Annotated in this window: 19 protein-coding genes; 13 read left to right on the forward strand and 6 right to left on the reverse strand. The window is 65.5% G+C overall.

The window, feature by feature from the left end; all coding sequences use genetic code 11:
• The first annotated feature begins 48 nt into the window (after window positions 1–48).
• Both KUV49_RS02290 and KUV49_RS02295 read left to right on the forward strand, forming a co-directional pair.
• On the forward strand, window positions 49–921 hold the full coding sequence (locus tag KUV49_RS02290; RefSeq protein ID WP_222451430.1) for a DMT family transporter: 873 nt from the start codon (window positions 49–51) through the stop codon (window positions 919–921).
• A 59-nt stretch (window positions 922–980) separates the two neighbouring features.
• Window positions 981–1757: a methyltransferase domain-containing protein gene (locus tag KUV49_RS02295; RefSeq protein WP_222451431.1), complete on the forward strand. Its 777-nt coding sequence runs from the start codon at window positions 981–983 to the stop codon at window positions 1755–1757.
• An 8-nt stretch (window positions 1758–1765) separates the two neighbouring features.
• Here the strand turns inward: KUV49_RS02295 and aroC are convergent, their stop codons facing one another.
• A complete protein-coding gene (gene aroC, locus KUV49_RS02300; protein ID WP_222451432.1) occupies window positions 1766–2869 on the reverse strand; it encodes a chorismate synthase in 1104 nt (367 codons plus the stop codon).
• 173 nt (window positions 2870–3042) lie between these two features.
• On the opposite strand from aroC, the gene KUV49_RS02305 reads away from it, so the two are divergent.
• The 4 genes from KUV49_RS02305 to KUV49_RS02320 all read left to right on the forward strand — a co-directional run bounded on the left by KUV49_RS02305 (window position 3043) and on the right by KUV49_RS02320 (window position 9156).
• Entirely contained in the window at window positions 3043–4674 is a 1632-nt protein-coding gene (locus KUV49_RS02305; protein WP_222451433.1) for an ABC transporter substrate-binding protein, read from the forward strand.
• 558 nt (window positions 4675–5232) lie between these two features.
• Entirely contained in the window at window positions 5233–6582 is a 1350-nt protein-coding gene (locus tag KUV49_RS02310) for an aminotransferase class III-fold pyridoxal phosphate-dependent enzyme (RefSeq protein ID WP_222451434.1), read from the forward strand.
• 181 nt (window positions 6583–6763) lie between these two features.
• Window positions 6764–8140 carry a cytochrome ubiquinol oxidase subunit I gene (locus tag KUV49_RS02315; protein WP_222451435.1) on the forward strand — a complete coding sequence of 459 codons (1377 nt, stop codon included), beginning with the start codon at window positions 6764–6766 and terminating at the stop codon, window positions 8138–8140.
• A 5-nt stretch (window positions 8141–8145) separates the two neighbouring features.
• A complete protein-coding gene (locus KUV49_RS02320) occupies window positions 8146–9156 on the forward strand; it encodes a cytochrome d ubiquinol oxidase subunit II (protein WP_222451436.1) in 1011 nt (336 codons plus the stop codon).
• A 48-nt stretch (window positions 9157–9204) separates the two neighbouring features.
• Here KUV49_RS02320 and KUV49_RS02325 read toward each other — a convergent pair whose 3' ends face one another.
• A complete protein-coding gene (locus KUV49_RS02325; RefSeq protein ID WP_222451437.1) occupies window positions 9205–9492 on the reverse strand; it encodes a hypothetical protein in 288 nt (95 codons plus the stop codon).
• Between the two features lie 158 nt (window positions 9493–9650).
• Between KUV49_RS02325 and KUV49_RS02330 the strand changes: the two genes are divergently transcribed.
• Both KUV49_RS02330 and KUV49_RS02335 read left to right on the forward strand, forming a co-directional pair.
• The gene (locus KUV49_RS02330; protein WP_222451438.1) at window positions 9651–10067 is read left to right on the forward strand and encodes a TIGR01244 family sulfur transferase; all 417 of its coding nucleotides are present in this window, start codon (window positions 9651–9653) and stop codon (window positions 10065–10067) included.
• Window positions 10064–10786, forward strand: coding sequence for a 2-dehydro-3-deoxygalactonokinase (locus tag KUV49_RS02335; RefSeq protein ID WP_222451439.1), 723 nt, complete (start codon window positions 10064–10066; stop codon window positions 10784–10786). The genes KUV49_RS02330 and KUV49_RS02335 overlap by 4 nt, the downstream gene beginning before the upstream one ends.
• Here KUV49_RS02335 and KUV49_RS02340 read toward each other — a convergent pair.
• From KUV49_RS02340 to KUV49_RS02355, 4 genes are read right to left on the reverse strand one after another with little or no spacing between them, the layout of a single operon-like run.
• Window positions 10783–11712 (reverse strand): metal ABC transporter permease, encoded by a 930-nt coding sequence (locus KUV49_RS02340; RefSeq protein WP_261391458.1) that lies wholly within the window; start codon window positions 11710–11712, stop codon window positions 10783–10785. The two genes, KUV49_RS02335 and KUV49_RS02340, sit on opposite strands and share 4 nt — an antisense overlap.
• Complete coding sequence (locus tag KUV49_RS02345; RefSeq protein WP_222451441.1) at window positions 11712–12911, reverse strand: metal ABC transporter permease; 1200 nt, start codon at window positions 12909–12911, stop codon at window positions 11712–11714. The genes KUV49_RS02340 and KUV49_RS02345 overlap by 1 nt, the downstream gene beginning before the upstream one ends.
• Before the next feature lie 6 nt (window positions 12912–12917).
• Window positions 12918–13712, reverse strand: a complete 795-nt coding sequence (locus KUV49_RS02350) for a metal ABC transporter ATP-binding protein (protein WP_315899538.1) — start codon at window positions 13710–13712, stop codon at window positions 12918–12920.
• A gap of 4 nt (window positions 13713–13716) precedes the next feature.
• Window positions 13717–14682, reverse strand: coding sequence for a metal ABC transporter solute-binding protein, Zn/Mn family (locus KUV49_RS02355; RefSeq protein ID WP_222451443.1), 966 nt, complete (start codon window positions 14680–14682; stop codon window positions 13717–13719).
• Window positions 14683–14901: 219 nt separating this feature from the next.
• On the opposite strand from KUV49_RS02355, the gene KUV49_RS02360 reads away from it, so the two are divergent.
• From KUV49_RS02360 to rfbA, 5 genes are all read left to right on the forward strand, one after another.
• A complete protein-coding gene (locus KUV49_RS02360; RefSeq protein ID WP_222451444.1) occupies window positions 14902–16317 on the forward strand; it encodes a mannose-1-phosphate guanylyltransferase/mannose-6-phosphate isomerase in 1416 nt (471 codons plus the stop codon).
• A 104-nt stretch (window positions 16318–16421) separates the two neighbouring features.
• Window positions 16422–16988: a dTDP-4-dehydrorhamnose 3,5-epimerase gene (rfbC, locus tag KUV49_RS02365; RefSeq protein ID WP_222451445.1), complete on the forward strand. Its 567-nt coding sequence runs from the start codon at window positions 16422–16424 to the stop codon at window positions 16986–16988.
• Window positions 16985–18034, forward strand: coding sequence for a dTDP-glucose 4,6-dehydratase (gene rfbB, locus KUV49_RS02370; RefSeq protein ID WP_222451446.1), 1050 nt, complete (start codon window positions 16985–16987; stop codon window positions 18032–18034). Before rfbC ends, rfbB begins: the two co-directional genes overlap by 4 nt.
• Before the next feature lie 91 nt (window positions 18035–18125).
• Window positions 18126–18986, forward strand: a complete 861-nt coding sequence (gene rfbD / locus KUV49_RS02375) for a dTDP-4-dehydrorhamnose reductase (protein ID WP_222451447.1) — start codon at window positions 18126–18128, stop codon at window positions 18984–18986.
• Between the two features lie 54 nt (window positions 18987–19040).
• Window positions 19041–19907, forward strand: a complete 867-nt coding sequence (gene rfbA / locus KUV49_RS02380; protein ID WP_222451448.1) for a glucose-1-phosphate thymidylyltransferase RfbA — start codon at window positions 19041–19043, stop codon at window positions 19905–19907.
• The last annotated feature ends 272 nt before the right edge of the window (window positions 19908–20179 follow it).

Here is a 20179-nt window from a genome sequence, read left to right on the forward strand (position 1 = left end):
AAGGGTCGCCTCACCGGCGGCCCTTTTCAGTTCGAGGACGAGTAAATCATGGATTTTCGCGCGCTTTTCATGGGGCTGGCCTTTGCCGTGATGTGGTCCAGCGCCTTCACCTCCGCGCGCATCATCGTCGCCGCCGCACCACCCGTCAGCGCGCTTGCGTTGCGCTTCCTGATCTCTGGCATCCTGGGCGTCCTGATCGCCCGCGCCCTCGGTCAATCCTGGCGCCTGACGCCCGCGCAATGGCGCGCCACGATCGTCTTCGGCCTGTGCCAGAACGCGCTCTATCTCGGCCTCAACTTCGTCGCCATGCAGACGGTCGAGGCCTCGCTCGCCGCCATCATCGCCTCGTCCATGCCGCTGCTCGTCGGCCTCGCCAGCTGGCTGATCCTCGGCCAGCGCGTCAGCGCGCTTGGCTTTGCCGGCCTCGCCGCGGGCATGGCGGGCGTCGCGCTGATCATGGGCACGCGGCTCCAGGGCGGCGCCGACCTCTACGGCGTCGTGCTCTGCATCGGTGGCGTCGTGGCCCTCACCTTCGCCACCCTGATGGTGCGCGGCGCCACCTCGGGCGGCAACTTCCTGATGATCGTCGGCCTGCAGATGCTGGTCGGCAGCGTTGCACTCGGCATTGTCGGGCTGTCCACGGAAACCCTTGAAATCGCCTGGTCCTGGCCCTTCATCGCCGCCTTCGTCTACACCACGCTGATCCCGGGCCTCGCCGCCACGCTGGTCTGGTTCGCCCTGGTCAACCGCATCGGCGCGGTCAAGGCCGCCACCTTCCACTTCCTCACCCCGTTCTTCGGCGTCACCATCGCCGCCCTCGTGCTTAACGAAGCATTAGGGTTCTGGGATATAATCGGCGTGCTGGTCGTCACGGGCGGCATCCTCGCCGTGCAGCTCTCGCGCCAAACGACCCCGCGCTAAGGCGTCGATTTCGTGATTCTGCCGCTTTCGGGTATTCTGAAAGGGGGGGGGATACGATCATGCTGCAATTCAACGCAGAAACGACGCGCCTGCTGGACCTCGTCTATCAAGGGTCCGACATCATTCAGCGGCGGCGTCTGTCGTTCGACGCCGTCCTGCCGAAACCGGCCGAGACGATCCTCGACATCGGCAGCGGCAACGGCCTTCTCTCCGCCGAAATGGCCCGCGCCGTCGGGCCCGGCGGGTGCATCATCGGGGTCGACCCGAGCCAGGACATGCGGGAGGCCGCCATCGCCCGCTGCGCGGAGTTCGACTGGGTCGAGTTCCGCGATGGCTCGGCTTATGACCTGCCGGTCGAGACGGGATCGGTCGACAAGGCCGTCTCGGTGCAGGTGTTCGAATATCTCGACGACCTGCCACGCGCCTGCCAGGAGGTCGCCCGCGTTTTGCGTTCAGGCGGGCGGCTGGTGGTCAGCGACATTCATTTCGACAGCTGGATCTGGCACACCGAGGATCAGCCGCGCATGGACCGCATGATCGCCTCGTGGGACGATCATTTCGTCGAACGGCGCGTGCCCGCAATCCTGCCGCCAATGCTGCGCGAGGCTGGCTTCGAGGTGGAAGACATCCGCCCCGTGACACTCAACGATCACGATCTCAGGCCCGACGGTCTCGCCCGCATGATGCTGACCCTGATGGACAGCTACGCCAGACAGAACGACCTTGTCCCCGAGGCCGACTGCACCGCGTGGCGCGAAGAACAGGAAGCGCTCGCCGCCGAGGGCCGGTTCTTCTTTTCGATGACGCAGTTTGCAGTAATCGCCCGCAAATCATAGGCTCAGGATCAGCCGATCACACCGCGCGGCCCGTCGCCGACCTGCCCGCGATGCAACAGCAGGTGATCGAGCACGACACAGGCCATCATCGCCTCGGCCACCGGCACCGCGCGGATGCCCACGCAGGGGTCGTGCCGCCCCTTGGTGACCACCTCGGTCGCGCTGCCATCCATCCGGATTGACCGGCGCGGCGTCAGGATCGAACTGGTGGGCTTCACGGCAAAGCGCACCACGATGTCCTGCCCGGTAGAGATCCCGCCCAGGATGCCGCCCGCATGGTTGCTGCCGTATTCCGGGCCATTCTCGCCCATGAAGATCTCGTCGGCATTGTCGACGCCGGTCAACCGCGCCGCCGCCATGCCCTCGCCGATCTCCACGCCCTTGACGGCATTGATGCTCATCATCGCAGCGGCCAAATCGGTGTCGAGCTTGCCATAGACCGGCGCGCCCAGCCCCGCGGGCGCTCCACGACACACCACCTCGATCTCGGCCCCGACCGAGTTCTGCGCCTTGCGGATCCCTTGCAGGTAATCCTCCCACACCGGCACCGCCCCGGCGTCCGGCAGGAAGAAATCGTTGCGGTCGATCTCGGCCCAGTCGATCTCGTCCCGGTCGATCGTCACCTCGCCCATCCGGGTCATGTAGCCCTTGACCTCCAGGCCCGGCGCAAGGCGCGCCAGCGCCGCCCGCGCCAGCCCGCCAGCGGCCACCCGTGCGGCCGTCTCGCGGGCAGAACTGCGCCCGCCACCTCGATAATCGCGGATCCCGTATTTCTGGTGATAGGTGATGTCGGCATGGCCGGGCCGAAAGGTCTGGGCGATCTCGCCATAATCCTTGGACCGCTGATCGGTATTCTCGATCATCAGCTGCACCGGCGTTCCCGTGGTCTGCCCTTCGAACACCCCCGACAGGATTTTCACCGCATCGGGTTCCTTGCGCTGCGTGGTGTGCTTGCTCTGCCCCGGGCGGCGCTTGTCGAGGAACTGCTGCAGGAATGCCTCGTCCACGGCGATGCCCGGCGGGCAACCATCCACGGTCGCGCCAAGGGCGGGCCCGTGACTTTCGCCCCAGGTGGTGACGCGAAACAGATGTCCGAACGTATTGAGGCTCATGCGGCTCCTCCTTTGGCGCCTGATCTACCCGTGCGCCCCTGCCGTCTCAAGCGAATTCGCGGCGCATGGCACAGCGCCCCCGGGGCGCGTCGCCGATTTACAATCCGCCATGGCGCCTCATAGTGGGGCAGGCCAGTAAAGCCGCCCGCCCAGCAGACCAAGGACCGCCCCCCATGACGGGCAAGACCCGAAACTGCCGCCTGCGCCAGTTGGCCCGCGACACCCGCGCCGGCCTGATGGACCGCCGCGAATTCATCGCGCTTGCCTCGACCCTGGGGGCCAGTGCCGCCACGGCCCATGGCCTGCTGGGGGCAGCGCGCCCCGCCCTGGCACAGCAGGGCGAGGGGCGCAAAGGCGGCGTTCTGCGCGTCGCGATGCGCGTGCTCGACATCACCGACCCGCGCAAGTTCGACTGGACCGAGAAAGGCAATCTCGCCCGCCAGTTCTGCGAGCCGCTGGTGCGCTGGAATACCGACTACAGTTTCTCCGGCCTCCTGCTGAAAAGCTGGGACGTGTCCGACGACGCCCGCACCTACACGCTCCACCTGCGCCGGGGCGTAACCTGGAACAACGGCGACGATTTCACCGCCGAGGACGTCGTTCACAACATCACCCGCTGGTGTGACACGTCGGTCGAGGGCAACGCGATGGCGGCTCCCATGGCCGCGCTCATCGACACCGACACGGGCCGGCTGGCCGATGGCGTGATGGCGCAGCTCGATGACCACACCATAAGACTGACCCTGCCCCGCCCCGACATCTCGCTGATTGCCGGCATGGCGGACTATCCCGCCCTGATCGTGCACCGCAGCCACGGTGACGAAAGCGACCTGGCGCAAAGCCCCATCGGCACGGGCCCTTTCCAACTGGTCTCGCTCGATCCCGGCGCGGGGGCCGAGGTGAAGCGGCGCGAAAACGGTGCATGGTGGGGCGGCGAGGCCTATCTCGACAGTATCCGGTTCATCGACCTCGGCACCGACAGCGCGGCCATCGTCACGGCTTTCGATGCGGGCCGGATCGACGTCAACGACGAGACCACAGAGGATATCGCCACTGCGCTGGACGATCTCGGCCTCGTCAAAAGCAGTATGCCCACGGCCGCCACCATCGTGGCCCGGATGCGCATGGACACCGCGCCCTACACCTCGAAGGACTTGCGCAACGCGGTCCAGCTGGCCGTGGACAACGACCTTGTCCTGCAACTGGGCATCGACGGCGATGGTCTCGCCGCCCAGAACCATCACGTGGCGCCGTTTCATCCCGAGTATGCCGCGCTCCCCGCGAAGGCCCCCGATCCCGCCGCGGCCATAGAGATGGCCCGCGCCGCCGGGCACGGGGACACCGAACTGGAGCTCATCTCGGTCGACGGCGACTGGCGCACCGCGACCGCCGACGCCATCGGCGCGATGCTGTCCGAGGCGGGCTTCAACATCAAACGCACAATGGTCCCCTTGTCGTCCTTCTGGAACGACTGGACGAGGTACGCGTTCTCGACCACCAACTGGGCCCCCCGCCCGCTGGGCGTACAGGTTCTGGCGCTCGCGTACAGATCGGGCGCGGCGTGGAACGAGACCGCGCATTCCGACCCGGAATTCGACGCCATCCTCGACCAGGCGCTCGGGGTCTTCGACGCACGGAAACGGCGCGAATACTCCGCCATTCTGCAGACCCGCCTGCGCGACAGCGGCGTGATCGTCCAGCCGTTCTGGCGCAATCAGACCAGGCATTTCGCAAAGCATGTGAAGAACGACCACGTGCACCAGGCCCGGGAGATGCAGTTCGAGACCGTCTGGCTCGACACCTGAGCGGTCCAAGAGCGTCGCGCGCGCCTCGGCGACGTCCCGAAGCTCGAAACTTTTTTTCGAGTCGCGCCCACCGCTTAGCCGAAACCGGGGAAAAAACGAATCACCGGCGATTGACCGAAACGAATCGCTTCGCCTATACCTTGTGAAACTGCATTCCAACGCACGGGAACAGGGACTTGACCCGTGCCGGCATCGGGGGACGCCGTGTTGCGGACGGCACTGGGGCACATTTTCATAACGGCACCGCGCTTCCACGCGGAGGGCGCGGCATGATCCGGCCCGCGACCATGTGGTCAGGCGATACCGCCTTGGTCACGCGTCGCGGCACTCCCCCTTCATCATCAGGCGAATTCGCCGCGATCGACGTATCGCGGCACACCACGACCGGACGGGAAGAAACACACCCGGCGCGGTGATCCTACAACGCGGCAGGAGGGAATGAGGGGCCGAACCAACGGCCCCCTTTCTTTTGCGCCCCTCCCCCTTTGGGGTCACTGGACAGAACCCCGCCGTGGTGCCACGTTTGATCAAATCCGCGACTCAGAGACGGGGGCTCCCATGAAAGACGACAATTTCCTGCGCGAGATGAACGCACGCCACCTGTGGCATCCCATGGGCCATCCCGGCGAGCAGCAACAGAACGCACCCACCATCATCAAGAGCGCCGAGGGCGTCGAGATCATCGATATCGACGGGCATCGCGTGGTGGATGCCGTGGGCGGGCTGTGGTGTACGAACCTTGGCTATTCCAACGACGCCATCAAGCAGGCCATTTCCGATCAACTGTGGCAATTGCCCTATTACTCGGCCTTCGCCGGCACCTCGAACCCGCCCGCGATCGAGGCCTCCTATGCCGTGCAGGAATTCTTCGCCGAGGACGGCATGGCCCGCGTCTTTTTCACCTCCGGCGGGTCCGACGCGGTCGACACGGCCCTGCGCATGGCGCGCCAGTACCACCGCCTGCGGGGCGAGCCCACGCGCACCAAGTTCCTGTCGCTGAAAAAGGGCTATCACGGCACCCACTGGGGCGGCGCGTCGGTGAACGGCAACAACCGCTTCCGCATCACCTACGAGCCGCTCCTGCCCGGCTGTTTCCACCTGCCCAGCCCCTACACCTATCGCAACCCGTACCATGAGACCGACCCGGCCAAGCTGGCCGAGAAAATCGCCGCCGCCATGGTGGACGAGATCGAATTCCAGGACCCAAGCACCATCGCTGCCTTCATCATGGAGCCGATCCAGGGCGCGGGCGGCGTCATCGTGCCCGACGCCAGCTTCATGAAGCACATGCGAGAGGTCTGCGACCGCTATGGCATTCTCCTGATCTCGGACGAGGTGATCTGCGGCTTCGGACGCACCGGCGACTGGTCGGGGGCCCGCCACTGGGGCGTGAAGCCCGACATGATGACCGTCGCCAAGGGTATCACCAGCGCCTATTTCCCCGTGGGCGGCGTGTTGCTGAGCGACAAGGTCGCGGACGTGTTCGAGACCGCCGACGCCAGTGGGGCGATCTGGACCGGCTATACCTATTCAGCACATCCCGTGGGCGCCGCCGCCGTTGTGGCCTGCCTGTCCGAGACGACGCGGCTGGACACCAGGACGAACGCGGCCGCGCGCGGCACACAGCTGTTCCACGGCGTGCAGCGCCTGATGGAGAAATACGATATCATCGGCGACGTCCGCGGCGGCCACGGCCTGATGACCGGAATCGAACTGGTCAGCGACAGGTCCGCGAAAACGCCGATGGACGCGGCGACCGTCAAGAAGGTCCACCAGGCCACGTACGAGGCCGGCGCGATGGTGCGGATCGGAGGGAACAACCTTCTGATGTCGCCGCCCCTGATCATCACGGAAGCCGAAATCGACCAGGTTCTTTCCGCGCTGGACACGGGCTTTGCGGCGGCCTGACCCCAAAGGTGCAGGCCAGCGCCTGGCGTAAGCTGCACCTGCCGCCTTGCCGGGGCCATTCGCGCCGGTTCCATCCCCTGCTGCGCCCTCTGGTCGCAACCAGCGGAAATCCGCGGTTTTTGCCCTAGGTCTGTGACAAGACAGACAGGGCGGCCTGCCATCATGCAGGCTACGCGAGGACATGGACACACTCATACTTTCGCGCATCCAGTTCGGCGCAAACATTTCCTTCCACATCCTGTTCCCCACGATCACGATCGCCTTGGGATGGGTGCTGCTGTACTTCAAGCTCAGGTATACGCGCAGCGGGGAAGACCTCTGGATGGACGCCTATCGCTTCTGGGTCAAGGTCTTCGCGCTCAGCTTCGGGCTCGGCGTCGTGTCGGGCATCACGATGTCCTTCCAGTTCGGCACCAACTGGCCCGGCTTCATGGAAACCGTGGGCAACATCGCCGGACCTCTACTGGCCTACGAAGTGATGACCGCCTTCTTCCTCGAGGCGGTGTTTCTGGGCATCATGCTCTTCGGCATGTCGCGCGTGCCCGGATGGTTGCACACGCTGGCAACGTTCCTGGTGGCGTTCGGCACCACGATGTCGGCCTTCTGGATCCTGGTTCTGTCAAGCTGGATGCATACCCCCGCCGGGTTCGAGCTTCGAGATGGCGTGGCCCATGCAACCGACTGGTGGGCGATCATCTTCAACCCGTCGATGCCCTATCGCGTCGTGCACATGCTTCTTGCCTCGGGAGTGACGGTCGCCTTTCTGTTGGCCGGGATCTCCGCCTATCGCTGGTTGCGCGGCGACCGGGCCAAGGATGTGCGCACCGCCATGGTCACGGGGATCGGGCTGGGTGCCCTGCTCATCCCCTTGCAGATCCTTGCCGGCGACTTTCACGGCCTCAACACGCTTGAACACCAGCCCGCGAAAATCGCCGCGATGGAGGCCAACTGGGAGACCGGGCCGAACGTCCCTCTCGTGCTGTTCGCCGTCCCCGACGAGATGGCGCGCGAGAACCATTACGAGATCGCCATCCCGAACCTTGCCTCTCTTATCCTGACGCATCACGCGGATGGCGTCGTTCCCGGTCTCGAAGAGTTCGTCACCGACGATGGCGCGAAAACCCACCCGCCTGTCGCGCCCGTCTTCTACGCCTTCCGCGTCATGGTGGGCACCGGCCTGGCAATGCTGGTGCTCAGCTGGGCCGCGGCCGCCTTCATGATCTATCGGCGTCGCGGTCCCGAGGGACTGCCGAAACCGCTCCTCTGGGCGCTGGTGCCGATGAGTTTCTCCGGCTGGATTGCAACCCTCGCGGGCTGGTACACGACCGAGATCGGCCGGCAGCCCTGGCTGGTGTCGGGCGTCATGACGACCGAGCAGGCGGTGGCGGATGTCCCCAGCCCGATGGTCGCCACGACGCTGGCGGTCTACTTGACGGTCTATGTCGCGCTTCTGGCCGCCTATATCGGCGTGCTGTTCTACCTCGCGCGGAACGGCCACTATGCGAAAGAACGCGGCCGGCCCGACGTGCCCGGCATGAACCCGACCCCGGCGGAGTAGCCCCCATGGACGCTTTCGGAGACCCCGCAACCTGGCTGCCCTTCACCTTTGCAGGCCTGATGGGGCTTTCTATCCTAGTATATGTCTGCCTGGACGGCTTCGACCTGGGCCTCGGCGTTTTGTTCCCCTTCGCCTCGGACACCGAGAAGGACAGGATGGTGGCCTCGATCGGGCCGTTCTGGGACGCCAATGAAACATGGCTGGTGCTGGCCATCGGGATCCTGCTGGTCGCGTTTCCCGCCGCCCACGGGGTCATCCTGACGGCACTCTACCTGCCGGTCGCCGTGATGCTGGTGGGCCTCATCCTGCGCGGTGTGGCGTTCGAGTTCCGCGCCAAGGCGCCGGCGCGGCGCAAGCGGCTCTGGGACCTGTCATTCTTCTGGGGCAGCCTCATGGCCTCGCTGTCGCAGGGCTTCATGCTGGGCCTTTACGTCATGGGCCTCGTGATCAGCCCGTTTACCCTGATCTTCGCCGCGACGACCGCAGTTTTTCTGACGGTGGCCTATTCCTTCATCGGGGCCACGTGGATGATCCTCAAGGCCGAAGGCGACCTCCAGCTCAAGGCAATCCACTGGGCCCGACGCGGGATCTGGGGTGTCGTGCTCGGGCTCGGGGCGGTGTCGCTGGGCTCGCCCTATGTCAGCGCCCGCATCTTCGAAAAATGGTTCTCTTTCCCCGAGCTTTACCTGCTTGCGCCGTTGCCACTTGTTTCCGCGGGACTGCTCCTGGCGTTGTGGTGGGTCCTCAGAACGCTTCCGAGGGAAAACGACGCGCTTTCATTCCTGCCTTTCAGCCTCACGATTGCGCTCTTCACGCTCGGCTTCGTCGGCATGGCGTATTCGTTCTATCCCTACGTGGTGCCCGAGCGGCTGACCCTCTACGAGTCGGCCAGCGCGCCCGAAAGCCTGATGATCATCCTGGTCGGCACGCTGCTCGTGCTGCCGATGATCATCGGATACACTGTCCTGTCCTACGTGGTTTTTCGCGGCAAGGCGACCGATCTGCGCTACGACTGACCCGGGCGCACCGACGGCCCGAATCCGTCGGCGCCGCGCCGCGAAAGGTCAACCGAACCGCTTCCACGCATCCTGCATCGCCTTGGACATGTCGTCCCACGCCTTGTCCGCCCCGGCCTTGATGTCGTTCCAGGCCGCGGACTGGTTCTTCTGCAACTCGCTCAACTTTTCATGAAGTTCATCGCGGCGGCTGCGCAGATCCTTGAGTTGTCGCTCGTACTCGATCTGGGAATCGGCCTGCGCCTTCTCGGCCTGCGCCCGCAGCTTGTCGATATTGGCCTGCCATTCCTTCATCTGGGCCTCTAGCTTCTTGGTGTAGGCGTCCTTGTCCGTCATGTTGGTCGATCCTCCCATTCAGTGCGGTCAATGACCGTGAGACTCGGACTATAGCACGGATCGGGCGTGCGTGCCGACAGGCCGCAAACATCCAAGGCCAGCATTGAAATCCGCCCCCGTTTGCGCCCATATGGGCCAATCGGAACAGGAGCCAAGCCATGGACATTCGCCCCCTGACCAAGGAATTCGCGGTCTCGCCACAGATCGACGTGGCCCACATCAAGGAGATCGCCGGCGCGGGGTTCCAGTCGATCCTGTGCAACCGTCCCGATGGCGAAGAATTCGGCCAGCCCGAGTTCGAGGCAATCGAGCAGGCGGCGAAGGCCGAGGGCCTGGAAATCCGTAGCATTCCGATAATCTCCGGCATGATCACCCCCGAAGCGCTGGCCGAATTCGACGCGGCGCTCAAGGACCTGCCCAAGCCCATCCTGGCCTATTGCCGCAGCGGGACACGCTGCACCATGCTTTGGGCCGCGGTCGAACACGGCCGTCGCGACGACAGCGAGATCATCGACCGCGCCGCCAAGGCGGGATACGACGTGGCCCCGCTGGTGCGCCAGATGCAGGCGCGATGACCCGCTGGATTGCACTTGTTCCCGATAACGCCGGCCTGTCCGGATACCTTGTCGAAGGCGACCGCGTCCTGAGACATGCCACTGGATCCTCCGAGGAGGCGGTGCTGGCAGAGCTTGGCGACGCACCGCGTCTGGTGCGGTTGGGCGACGGACCTCCCGACAAGCTGCCCACCGGCATCCTGCCGAAGACCGGCGATACCCTGAGCGCGCTCGAACAGGCCACTCCGCCCGACATCATCAGCGCCAGCGTGCGTCTGTGGATCGCCGGTGCGCTGGCAAGTCGCGTGCATTGGGACGGCGTGATATGCGCCACGCAATCCGAAGTGACGCACTGGATCCACATCAGCGCCGGCGAAGCGGTCAGCGTCCAGACGGTTCTGACCCCACGCCTCGTGACCGCGCTCGGCGGTGCCGCAACGGCCGATCCCGATGCAATGGCAGACACGCTGAGCCGGCCAGAGCGCCTTGCCGCGCATCTGCGTCAGGCGGAAATCTCGGGCGACCGCTCGGCGCTGACAGGTCATCTTCTGGGCGCGGAACTGGCCGCCACCCGACCGTATTGGCTGGGACAGGAAGTGTTGGTGATCTCTGCCGAACCTGCGCCGCACATGACCGCGCTTGCCGCACAAGGCGTGCCTGCCACAGCGCTGGCGCCCGGCGATCTGGTTGCATCCGGGCTTGCGGCGTTGGGCCGCGCGCTGGAGCTGACAGACGGCTAAGATGTCACCGCGCTGGCGCCGCTTCGATGGCGGCACGGGCCGAACGCGGCGGCCAGACCCAGGATGGCGCCCGAAACCGTCGCGATCATGCCTGCCGCGCTGACCGCATCGTCGAATCCCAACCAGAGCGGACCGTAGCCTGCCAGCACGTAGCCCAACACCGCCGAGACCACGGCGAAACCGATCGACCATGCCACCTGGGCCTCGAGGCCGTTGGTGACCATCCGTGCGGCCGCGGGCGGGCAGATGAACATGGCGATCACGATGATCGAGCCGACCGCGTCGAACGCCGCGACCGCCGCGATGGCCGCCACCACGACCAGTCCCAGCCCGATCAGGCTGACGGGCAGGCCCATCGTGCGGGCAAACCCTTCGTCGAAGGTCGACAGTTTCAGCGGTCGCCAGAACACCCATGTCAGCACGATCACCAGCACCAGGGTCAGGGCCATCCGGGACAACTCGGGCGGAAGGCCCCGCAAGGCCCCGATGTCCCAAAGTGACGCCCAACCCTGCGCATCCAGCCAGATCAGGCTTTCAAGATTACCGTACAGCGCGTGTTCGACATCAAGATGTACCGACGAGGTGTCCGACTGTTCCAGCAACAGGACACCGCCCGCGAACATCGCTGTAAACACCACGCCCATGGCCGCGCCCGGCTCGATCCCGCCCAGCCGCCTGATCGCCTCGATCAGGCCGACCGCCACAAGCGATGCGCCGCCCGCGCCCAGCATCATGGGCCAGGCCGAGACCACGCCGGTCACCAGGAAGGCCACCACGATCCCGGGCAGAACCACGTGACTGATCGCATCGCCGATCAGCGCCTGCCGCCGCAGCAACAGGAAATTGCCGGGTATCGCGCAGGCCACGGCGGCAAAGATGCCGATCAGCATCGGCGCCAGGGACAGAACAACGAATTCCTCGCCCATCACGAAACTCCCTTCGGCCGCAACTCGCGGTCCAGCGCACCCAGCTGATCCGGCGTCAGGACATCGTCCAGCGGTGTCAGCCCGTCATAGCTTGCCGCCGCTTCCTCATAGGCCGGGTTCGAGCGCAACACCTGCCAGCGCCGCTCGTCGCGCAGGGCCTGTGCCGCCTGCGCCTGTCCCAGTTCGGTCGCCACGCCATCCGCCCGGATCAGCCCCCGGCGCTGCATCAGGCGCAGCGTCAGGCCCTCGTAGATCGGTTGCCTCTGGGCCAGGGCCAGCAAGCCCTGCCGCTCATGGACCCGCGCCCGGAACCGCTGATGTTTCAGAACCGCGGCAAGAACGCCGCGGTTGGGCGCCGCGAACAGGGACAGGGTGAACAGGGCGAAGGACACCAGGACGATGATCGGTCCCGTGGGCAGTGCCGGCGCCGTGGCCGAGAATGCCGCACCCGCGTAGCCGGACAGCCCGCCGATCACGCCGGCCAGGATCACGACCCGTCCGACCCGGTCGGTCCAGAACCGTGCCGCGACCGCCGGAATGATCAGCAGCGCGACGATCAGGATCAATCCCACGACCTTCAGGCCCACGACGGTGATCGCCAGCGCCAGGCCCATCATTGCCAGCTCGACCCGCGGAACATTGACCCCCAGGCTCGCCGCGAACACGCGGTCGAACGCAACCATCGTCATGGGCCGCCGGAGCGCGGCAACCAGCAGCAGCACGATTGCGCCGCCGGACGCGATCACCACCGCGTCCTGCCGCAACATACCTGCCGTCGACCCCAGCAGAAAGCTCTCCAATCCCGCCTGCCGCCCGGAACTCATCGACTGGATCACCGTCAGAAGAACGATACCGAACCCGAAGAACACCGACAGGACGGCGCCGATCGCCGCATCCTCCGACAGTCGCGTCCTGTTGGTCAGGGCGCTGACGCACAAGAGGCCGACCGCCGCCGACAGGGCCGATCCCGCCAAAAGGCCCGGCAGCGCCCTGCCGTCTCCGCCCAGGGCCACCATCGCGACGAAGGCAAGCGCGACCCCCGGAAGGGTCGCATGGCTGATCGCGTCACTGACCAGCGCCCTTTTGCCCAGAAACAGGAAGGTGCCGGTGGCGCCGGCGGCCATGCCAAGCAAGGCGGCGCCAAGCGTCACGAGCGTGGCGTTGTATCCAAGTTGCAGCGTCAGTGCGTCCCAAACCATCGCGGATTATCCCAGGGCGCCCATCTGGGCCGTGGCCAAGCGTCCGCCATACGCCTCCTGAAGATTGGCGCGGGTAAAGGCATCGGCCACCGACCCTTCGGCAATCTTGCTGGTGCTGATGACGAACACGCGGTCGAAATACTCGGTGACCGTCGACAGGTCGTGATGCACCGCGACCACCGTCTTGCCCAGCCCGCGCAGGTCCTTCAGCACAGAGATTATCGCCGTCTCGGTCGCGGCATCGACCCCCGCGAAAGGTTCGTCCAGAAGATAGAGGTCCGCATCCTGCGCCAGGGCCCGCGCCAGGAACACCCGCTGTTGCTGACCGCCGGACAACTGCCCGATCTGCCTGTCTGCAAAGCCGTCCATGCCCACGCGCTCAAGACAGTGCAGCGCGGCTTGGATGTGCTTGGTTCTTATCCGCCCCAACAGGCCGAGGTCTCGGTATTGGCCCATCAGCACCACGTCCAGAACCCGCGCGGGGAAATCCCAGTCCACGCTGGCCCGTTGCGGCACATAGGCGATCCGGGCCCGCATCTTTTCGAGCGCCTCGCCCCACGCCGTGACCCGCCCGGAGACCGGCTTGATGATCCCTAGCGCGGCCTTCAGCATCGTCGACTTGCCCGCGCCGTTCGGCCCGATGATGGCCGTCATCGCGCCTTGCTGAAACGTCGCATCCAGCGAGAACACGGCAGGCTTTTCCCCGTAGGATACGGTCAGGCCACGCACCGCGAGCGGGCTTGCCGCCAACGCATCGCGGTCCTCGCGCTCGGCCTCGGTCGTTACCACCTTCACGGTCACCGCCTCAACTCCCTTCCGCCAGCTTGCCCTGCATGCCGCGGTCGGGCACCTCGCCGCCCAGCGCCTGGGCGATGGTCGTGACATTGTGGTCGATCATCCCGATATAGGTGCCGGTATACGTGCCCGGCGCACCCATCGCGTCGGAAAAGAGCTCGCCACCGATCTTCACTTCGTGGCCCTGCGCCGCCGCCCCTTCGATCAGGGCGCGCACGTTGCGGTCGCTGACGGAGGTTTCGACAAACACCGCCCCGATGCCGCGCTCCACCAGCATATCGGCCAATGTCCTGATCCGGTTCAGCCCGGCCTCCGACTCCGTGGAGATGCCCTGAATCCCGACGACTTCGAAATCATAGGTCTCACCGAAATAGCCAAAGGCGTCATGCGCGCTCAACAGGACGCGGGCGGAAGACGGCACCGTTTCCAGCACGCGGTGCGCATAGGACGCCAGCGCGTCCAGTTCCTTCAGGTAGGCGGCTGCGTTCGCCGCGAATTGATCGGCGTGATCCGGCGCGGCGTCGCTCAACGCGTCACGGACGCCATTGACCACGTAAGCCCAAAGTTCGGGCACCATCCAGACATGCGGGTCGAACTTGTCGGCGTAATCCTCATGCGCGATCCGCCGGTCCCGCGGCACGCTTTCGCCCACCGGCACCGCAGTCCCGCGTTCGTCCAGCTTCAGCAGGAACTCTTCCATCTGCGCCTCGAGGTACAACCCGTGCCAAAGAACCACGTCGGCGCGCATGGCGGCCTGGATGTCGGTGCGGGTCTGCCGATAGGAATGCGGATCGATACCCGGTCCCATCAGCGCCGTGACCTCCACGAGGTCGCCTCCGACACGCCGCGCGGCATCGCCGATCATCCCGGTCGTGGCAACCACTGACAAAGCCGCGCCTTGCGCCCGCAGCGGCGTCCCGGCCAGAGCAGCGGCAGACAGCGAGGTGATCAACAGATTTCGGCGAGACAATTGCATGATTTCAGGGCTCTCTTTGAGGTGTTTAAAATGATTATGCAAGTCATTCTCAAAAGTCAACCCTGTGCGGCGCCCCAATCCGCGCGAAACAGCCGCGACGGAAACAGAAAATAGCGAAAACGCGTACTGTAAGTGTCGCGTCTTGCGCTGTAAAAGTGGATCGGCAAGATTTCGGTTTCGACTGAACGATCCTTAATGGTGAAAATAAGGTAGGGCGACATGATCACACCAGTGCTTTTGTGCGGCGGGTCCGGGACACGGCTTTGGCCGCTCAGCCGGAAATCCTACCCGAAACAGTTTGCGCCGGTCTGGGACCAGGGCACGCTCTTTCAGCGGACGGCGCAGCGTCTGTCGGGCCGGGATTACACCGCGCCCCTGGTGATCACCGCATCCGATTTCCGCTTCATTGTCGCAGAGCAGTTGCAGGAGGTCGGGATAGATCCCGGCACGATCATGCTGGAACCCGATGGGCGCAACACCGCCCCGGCCATCCTTGCCGCCGCGCTTTACCTGTCGAAACAGGACCCGGACGCCCTGATGCTCGTCGCGCCGTGTGATCACGCGGTCAACGACGCGGAGGCCTTTCGCGCCACCGTGCAAGCCGGCGTGCCTGCCGCGCTCAAGGGCGATCTGGTCACGTTCGGCATCACCCCCAGCTATGCCGAAACCGGCTACGGCTATCTCCAGCTTGCCGCAGAGCCGGACGGCACCAACCCCGTGGCCCTGTCGCGGTTCGTCGAGAAACCTGACGCCGCGCGGGCCGCGGAGATGGTGGCCGATGGACGTCACCTGTGGAACGGCGGGATCTTCCTGTTCCGCGCCAGCGATATCCTGGCAGCCTTCGACGCCAGTGCACCGAATCTCGTAGAACCCGTTCGCGCGGCGCTGGAGGGCGCACAACCCGACCTTGGCTTCCTTCGCCTCGCACCCGAGCCCTGGGCGCGCGCCGAGGATATCTCGATCGATTTCGCTGTGATGGAACGCTCGAAGAACCTGTCGGTGGTTCCGCTGTCGCACGGCTGGTCGGACCTTGGCGGCTGGGACGCGATATGGCGCGAAAGCCCACAGGATGAAAAAGGCGTCGCCACCAGTGGCCCCGCCACGGCACTGGAGTGCGAAAACACGCTTCTGCGCTCTGAATCCGACCGGCTCGAACTGGTCGGCATCGGGCTCAAGGATATCGTGGCCGTCGCCATGCCCGATGCCGTCCTGGTGGCACACGCCTCGCAGGCCCAGAGTGTGAAGAAAGCCGTCGACGCGCTGAAGAAAAAGTCCGCCGTGCAAGCAACGCAGTTTCCCAAGGACCACCGCCCCTGGGGCTTTTTCGAAAGCCTCGCGCGTGGCGAGCGCTTTCAGGTCAAGCGCATCCACGTGCATCCCGGCGCCGCGCTCAGTCTGCAAAGCCACAACCACCGCTCCGAACACTGGATCGTGGTCCAGGGCACCGCCAAGGTGACGATCGACGGCAAGGAAGAGCTGATCACGGAAAACCAGTCGGTCTACATCCCGCTTGGCGCGGTCCACCGGATGGAAAATCCCGGCAAGGTGCCAATGGTCCTGATCGAGGTTCAGACCGGCAGCTACCTGGGCGAAGATGACATCATCCGCTACGAGGACGTATATGCGCGGTCATAGGCCCGTACCGGCCGTCTTCACCGCTGCAAAGGTGCCATCGTCGCGTCGTGACAACGTCCGGATCGGCTGATACTACCGGAGCGATTTCAAGCGGAGGCGCGCCTGTGAACATCACCGAAACTGCCTTGCCGGGCGTATTGCTGCTCGAGCCGGCCCGCTTCGGCGACAAGCGCGGCTTCTTCAGTGAAAGCTGGAATCGCAAGACGCTGGCGGCCCATGGAATCGAAATCGACTTCGTTCAGGACAACCATTCGCTGTCAGAGCAGGCCGACACGGTGCGCGGCCTGCATTTCCAGTCGCCCCCCCACGCCCAGGCCAAACTGGTGCGCTGCGGGCGCGGGCGCCTGTTCGATGTGGTCGTCGACATCCGCAAGGGCAGCCCCACCTACGGGCAATGGCTGGGCTACGACCTCAGCTTCGAGAACGGCCTGCAGCTTCTGATCCCCGAAGGTTTCCTGCACGGGTTCGCCACGCGCGAGCCCGCCACCGAAATCGTCTACAAATGCAGCGATTACTATGCGCCCGAATGCGATGGCGCGGTGTTCTACGATGACCCTGATATCGGCATCGACTGGAACCTCTCCGGCGACGCGGTCCTGTCGGAAAAGGACGCGGCCGCGCCGCGCCTGGCCGAGTTCGACAGCCCCTTCGTCTGGACGGGTGCGCCATGAAGCTGCTCGTGACCGGCGGCGCCGGGTTCATCGGATCGGCCGTGGTGCGCCTGGCCATCGCGCGCGGCCACGCGGTGGTGAATCTCGATGCCCTGACCTATGCCGCCTGCCTGGACAACGTGGCCCCCGTGGCCTCCGATCCCGGATACAGTTTCGTCAAGGCCGACATCCGCGACCGGCCCGCGCTCGATGCCGCCCTGGCCGAACACCAGCCCGACGCGATCATGCACCTCGCCGCGGAATCCCATGTCGACCGCTCGATCGACGGACCGGGTGCGTTCATCGACACCAACGTCATGGGCACCTACACCCTGCTCGAAGCGTCTCGCGACTATTGGGAGGCCAAGGGCCGCCCCGAGACCTTCCGGTTCCATCACATCTCGACCGACGAGGTCTTCGGCTCTCTGGGTCCGACCGGCATGTTCACCGAAACCACGCCCTACGATCCGCGCTCACCCTACGCGGCCTCCAAGGCGGCCTCGGACCACCTGGTGCGCGCCTGGCACGAAACCTACGGCTTGCCGGTGGTGCTCACCAACTGTTCCAACAATTACGGCCCTTACCACTTCCCGGAAAAGCTGATCCCGGTGATCATCCTCAACGCGCTGGCGGGCAAGCCGCTGCCGATCTACGGCGACGGCTCCAACGTGCGCGACTGGCTTTATGTCGAGGATCACGCCGACGCCCTTCTGACCGTGCTGGCGAAAGGCGCCGTCGGCGAAAGCTACAACATCGGTGGCGAGAACGAGCGCACGAACCTCGAACTGGTCCAGTCTCTCTGCGCGATCCTCGACGAAAAGCGCCCGAAGGCCAGCGGCTCCTACGCAGATCAGATCACCTTCGTCACCGACCGCCCCGGCCACGACGCCCGATATGCCATCGACCCCACGCGCATCCGTCAGGAACTGGGCTGGCGTCCGTCCGTCACCGTCGAAGAAGGGCTGGAGCGGACCGTGCAGTGGTATCTGGACAACGAGGCGTGGTGGCGCGCATTGCAGACCCGCGACGGCGTCGGGCAACGTCTCGGCGCAGGGGGCGTGCGATAGGCCCCGGGACAAACCGTATGGCAGAACCGCGCGTCAGGGACTATCGACGCGGGGGTCCGTCAGCCGGGTCAACGCAATTGGAGCACGACGGATGAGCACACTTGTTTTCGGCAGCTCGGGCCAGGTGGCAACCGAACTGCGTCTCTCGGCACCCGACGCCATGTTTCTGGGACGCGACAGCGCCGACCTGACCGACCCCGCCGCCTGCGCTGCCGCGATCGCCGCGCACCGTCCCGACCTTGTGATCAACGCCGCCGCCTACACCGCCGTCGACCGCGCCGAGGAGAAAGAGGCCCTGGCCCACATCATCAACGCCGACGCCCCAAGCGCGATGGCGCGCGCGGCGGCGGAGCTGGGCGTGCCCTTCGTTCATATTTCCACCGATTACGTCTTCGACGGCACCGGCACCCGCCCCTGGGCGCCCTCCGACGCGACCGCGCCGCAAAACGCCTATGGCCGCACCAAGCTGGCGGGCGAAGAGGCGGTGCGGGCCGCCGGCGGCGTCCACGCCATCCTGCGCACCTCCTGGGTGGTGTCGGCGCACGGGGCGAATTTCGTCAAGACCATGCTGCGCCTCGGGGCCGAACGGGACGCGCTGACCATCGTGGCCGATCAGGTGGGCGGGCCGACGACCGCGCGCGACATCGCGACGGCCTGCCTGCGTATCGGCGACGCGCTGCGCCACGATCCGGCGCTGTCGGGCACCTTCCACTTCTCGGGCGCGCCCGATGTCAGCTGGGCCGATTTCGCCCGGGCGATCTTCGACAAGGCCGGGCTGAGCTGCGCAGTCACGGACATCCCCACCGCGGACTATCCGACCCCTGCGGCCCGGCCATTGAACTCGCGGCTGGATTGCACCAGAACCGAAACCGTATTCGGCCTGTCCCGCCCCGACTGGCGCGACGGCCTCGACGACATTCTGAAGGCCCTGAAGGAGGCGCAAGATGCTTGACCTGACGACGCACCTGCGTGACCGCGGGACCGGCCCGTGCCCGGAGGGATGCGCATGACACGCAAAGGCATCATCCTCGCCGGCGGCTCCGGCACGCGGCTCTACCCGATCACGATGGGCGTCTCGAAACAGCTTCTGCCGATCTATGACAAGCCGATGATCTATTACCCGCTCTCGGTGCTCATGCTGGCCGGCATCCGCGAGATTGCCGTCATTACCACGCCCGAGGATCAGGCCCAGTTCATCCGCACGCTGGGCGATGGCGCCCAGTGGGGCCTCAGCCTGACCTATATCGAGCAACCCTCGCCCGACGGTCTGGCCCAGGCCTATATCCTGGCCGAGGACTTCCTCGCCGGCGCCCCGTCGGCGATGGTGCTGGGCGACAACATCTTCTTCGGCCACGGCCTGCCCCAACAACTGGCCGAGGCCAGCGCGGTCGAAACCGGCGGCACCGTGTTCGGCTACCGCGTCGCAGATCCCGAGCGGTATGGCGTGGTCGATTTCGCCCCCGACGGCACGGTGAAGACGATCATCGAAAAACCCGCCAGACCGCCCTCGAACTACGCGGTCACCGGGCTTTACTTCCTCGACGGCACCGCCCCCGAACGGGCCGCCAGGGTGCAACCGTCCGAGCGCGGCGAGCTCGAGATCACGTCGCTTCTGGACATGTACCTCGCCGACGGGCAACTGACCGTCCAGCAAATGGGCCGTGGCTATGCCTGGCTCGATACCGGAACCCACGGCTCGCTTCTCGATGCGGGCAACTTCGTGCGTACCCTGTCGGAACGCCAGGGCCAGCAGGTCGGCTGCCCCGAGGAGATCGCATACGAGCAGGGTTGGATCAACGCCGAGGACCTGGCCCGGCGCGCGCGGCTGTTCAGGAAGACCAATTACGGGGCCTATCTGAAGGGGCTTCTCTGAGCCTCGCAACAAAGACCATTCCCAACGGAGGCCAGCGTCAGCCCCTGGGGTGGCGATCCGACGGTAATTCTGAAGCACTTTATGCCTGCCAAACACATCCTCGGAAAGATCGTTGCGCCCAGCCTCAGCCAAATCGCCAGCCCACGGGAGGGGCTGACGATGGCCGGGCCGCTGCGCGGCTGTTAACCGGCTGGGGGCTCGATACCAGGGTCTCACGATGACCTCTGAACTGCCACCTCCAGGTGCAGTGACCACCCACCACATAACCCGCC

Origin of the sequence: Roseovarius atlanticus (assembly GCF_019802205.1) — a bacterium.
GTDB classification, from domain to species: Bacteria; Pseudomonadota; Alphaproteobacteria; order Rhodobacterales; family Rhodobacteraceae; genus Roseovarius; species Roseovarius atlanticus_A.

What these genes read in the sequence shown, in the direction of transcription:
- KUV49_RS02290 (WP_222451430.1), top strand. Translation starts at nt 49, where the DNA reads ATGGATTTTCGCGCGCTTTTCATGGGGCTGGCCTTTGCCGTGATGTGG.
- KUV49_RS02295 (WP_222451431.1), top strand. Translation starts at nt 981, where the DNA reads ATGCTGCAATTCAACGCAGAAACGACGCGCCTGCTGGACCTCGTCTAT.
- aroC (WP_222451432.1), bottom strand. Translation starts at nt 2,869, where the DNA reads ATGAGCCTCAATACGTTCGGACATCTGTTTCGCGTCACCACCTGGGGC.
- KUV49_RS02305 (WP_222451433.1), top strand. Translation starts at nt 3,043, where the DNA reads ATGACGGGCAAGACCCGAAACTGCCGCCTGCGCCAGTTGGCCCGCGAC.
- KUV49_RS02310 (WP_222451434.1), top strand. Translation starts at nt 5,233, where the DNA reads ATGAAAGACGACAATTTCCTGCGCGAGATGAACGCACGCCACCTGTGG.
- KUV49_RS02315 (WP_222451435.1), top strand. Translation starts at nt 6,764, where the DNA reads ATGGACACACTCATACTTTCGCGCATCCAGTTCGGCGCAAACATTTCC.
- KUV49_RS02320 (WP_222451436.1), top strand. Translation starts at nt 8,146, where the DNA reads ATGGACGCTTTCGGAGACCCCGCAACCTGGCTGCCCTTCACCTTTGCA.
- KUV49_RS02325 (WP_222451437.1), bottom strand. Translation starts at nt 9,492, where the DNA reads ATGACGGACAAGGACGCCTACACCAAGAAGCTAGAGGCCCAGATGAAG.
- KUV49_RS02330 (WP_222451438.1), top strand. Translation starts at nt 9,651, where the DNA reads ATGGACATTCGCCCCCTGACCAAGGAATTCGCGGTCTCGCCACAGATC.
- KUV49_RS02335 (WP_222451439.1), top strand. Translation starts at nt 10,064, where the DNA reads ATGACCCGCTGGATTGCACTTGTTCCCGATAACGCCGGCCTGTCCGGA.
- KUV49_RS02340 (WP_261391458.1), bottom strand. Translation starts at nt 11,712, where the DNA reads ATGGGCGAGGAATTCGTTGTTCTGTCCCTGGCGCCGATGCTGATCGGC.
- KUV49_RS02345 (WP_222451441.1), bottom strand. Translation starts at nt 12,911, where the DNA reads ATGGTTTGGGACGCACTGACGCTGCAACTTGGATACAACGCCACGCTC.
- KUV49_RS02355 (WP_222451443.1), bottom strand. Translation starts at nt 14,682, where the DNA reads ATGCAATTGTCTCGCCGAAATCTGTTGATCACCTCGCTGTCTGCCGCT.
- KUV49_RS02360 (WP_222451444.1), top strand. Translation starts at nt 14,902, where the DNA reads ATGATCACACCAGTGCTTTTGTGCGGCGGGTCCGGGACACGGCTTTGG.
- rfbB (WP_222451446.1), top strand. Translation starts at nt 16,985, where the DNA reads ATGAAGCTGCTCGTGACCGGCGGCGCCGGGTTCATCGGATCGGCCGTG.
- rfbD (WP_222451447.1), top strand. Translation starts at nt 18,126, where the DNA reads ATGAGCACACTTGTTTTCGGCAGCTCGGGCCAGGTGGCAACCGAACTG.
- rfbA (WP_222451448.1), top strand. Translation starts at nt 19,041, where the DNA reads ATGACACGCAAAGGCATCATCCTCGCCGGCGGCTCCGGCACGCGGCTC.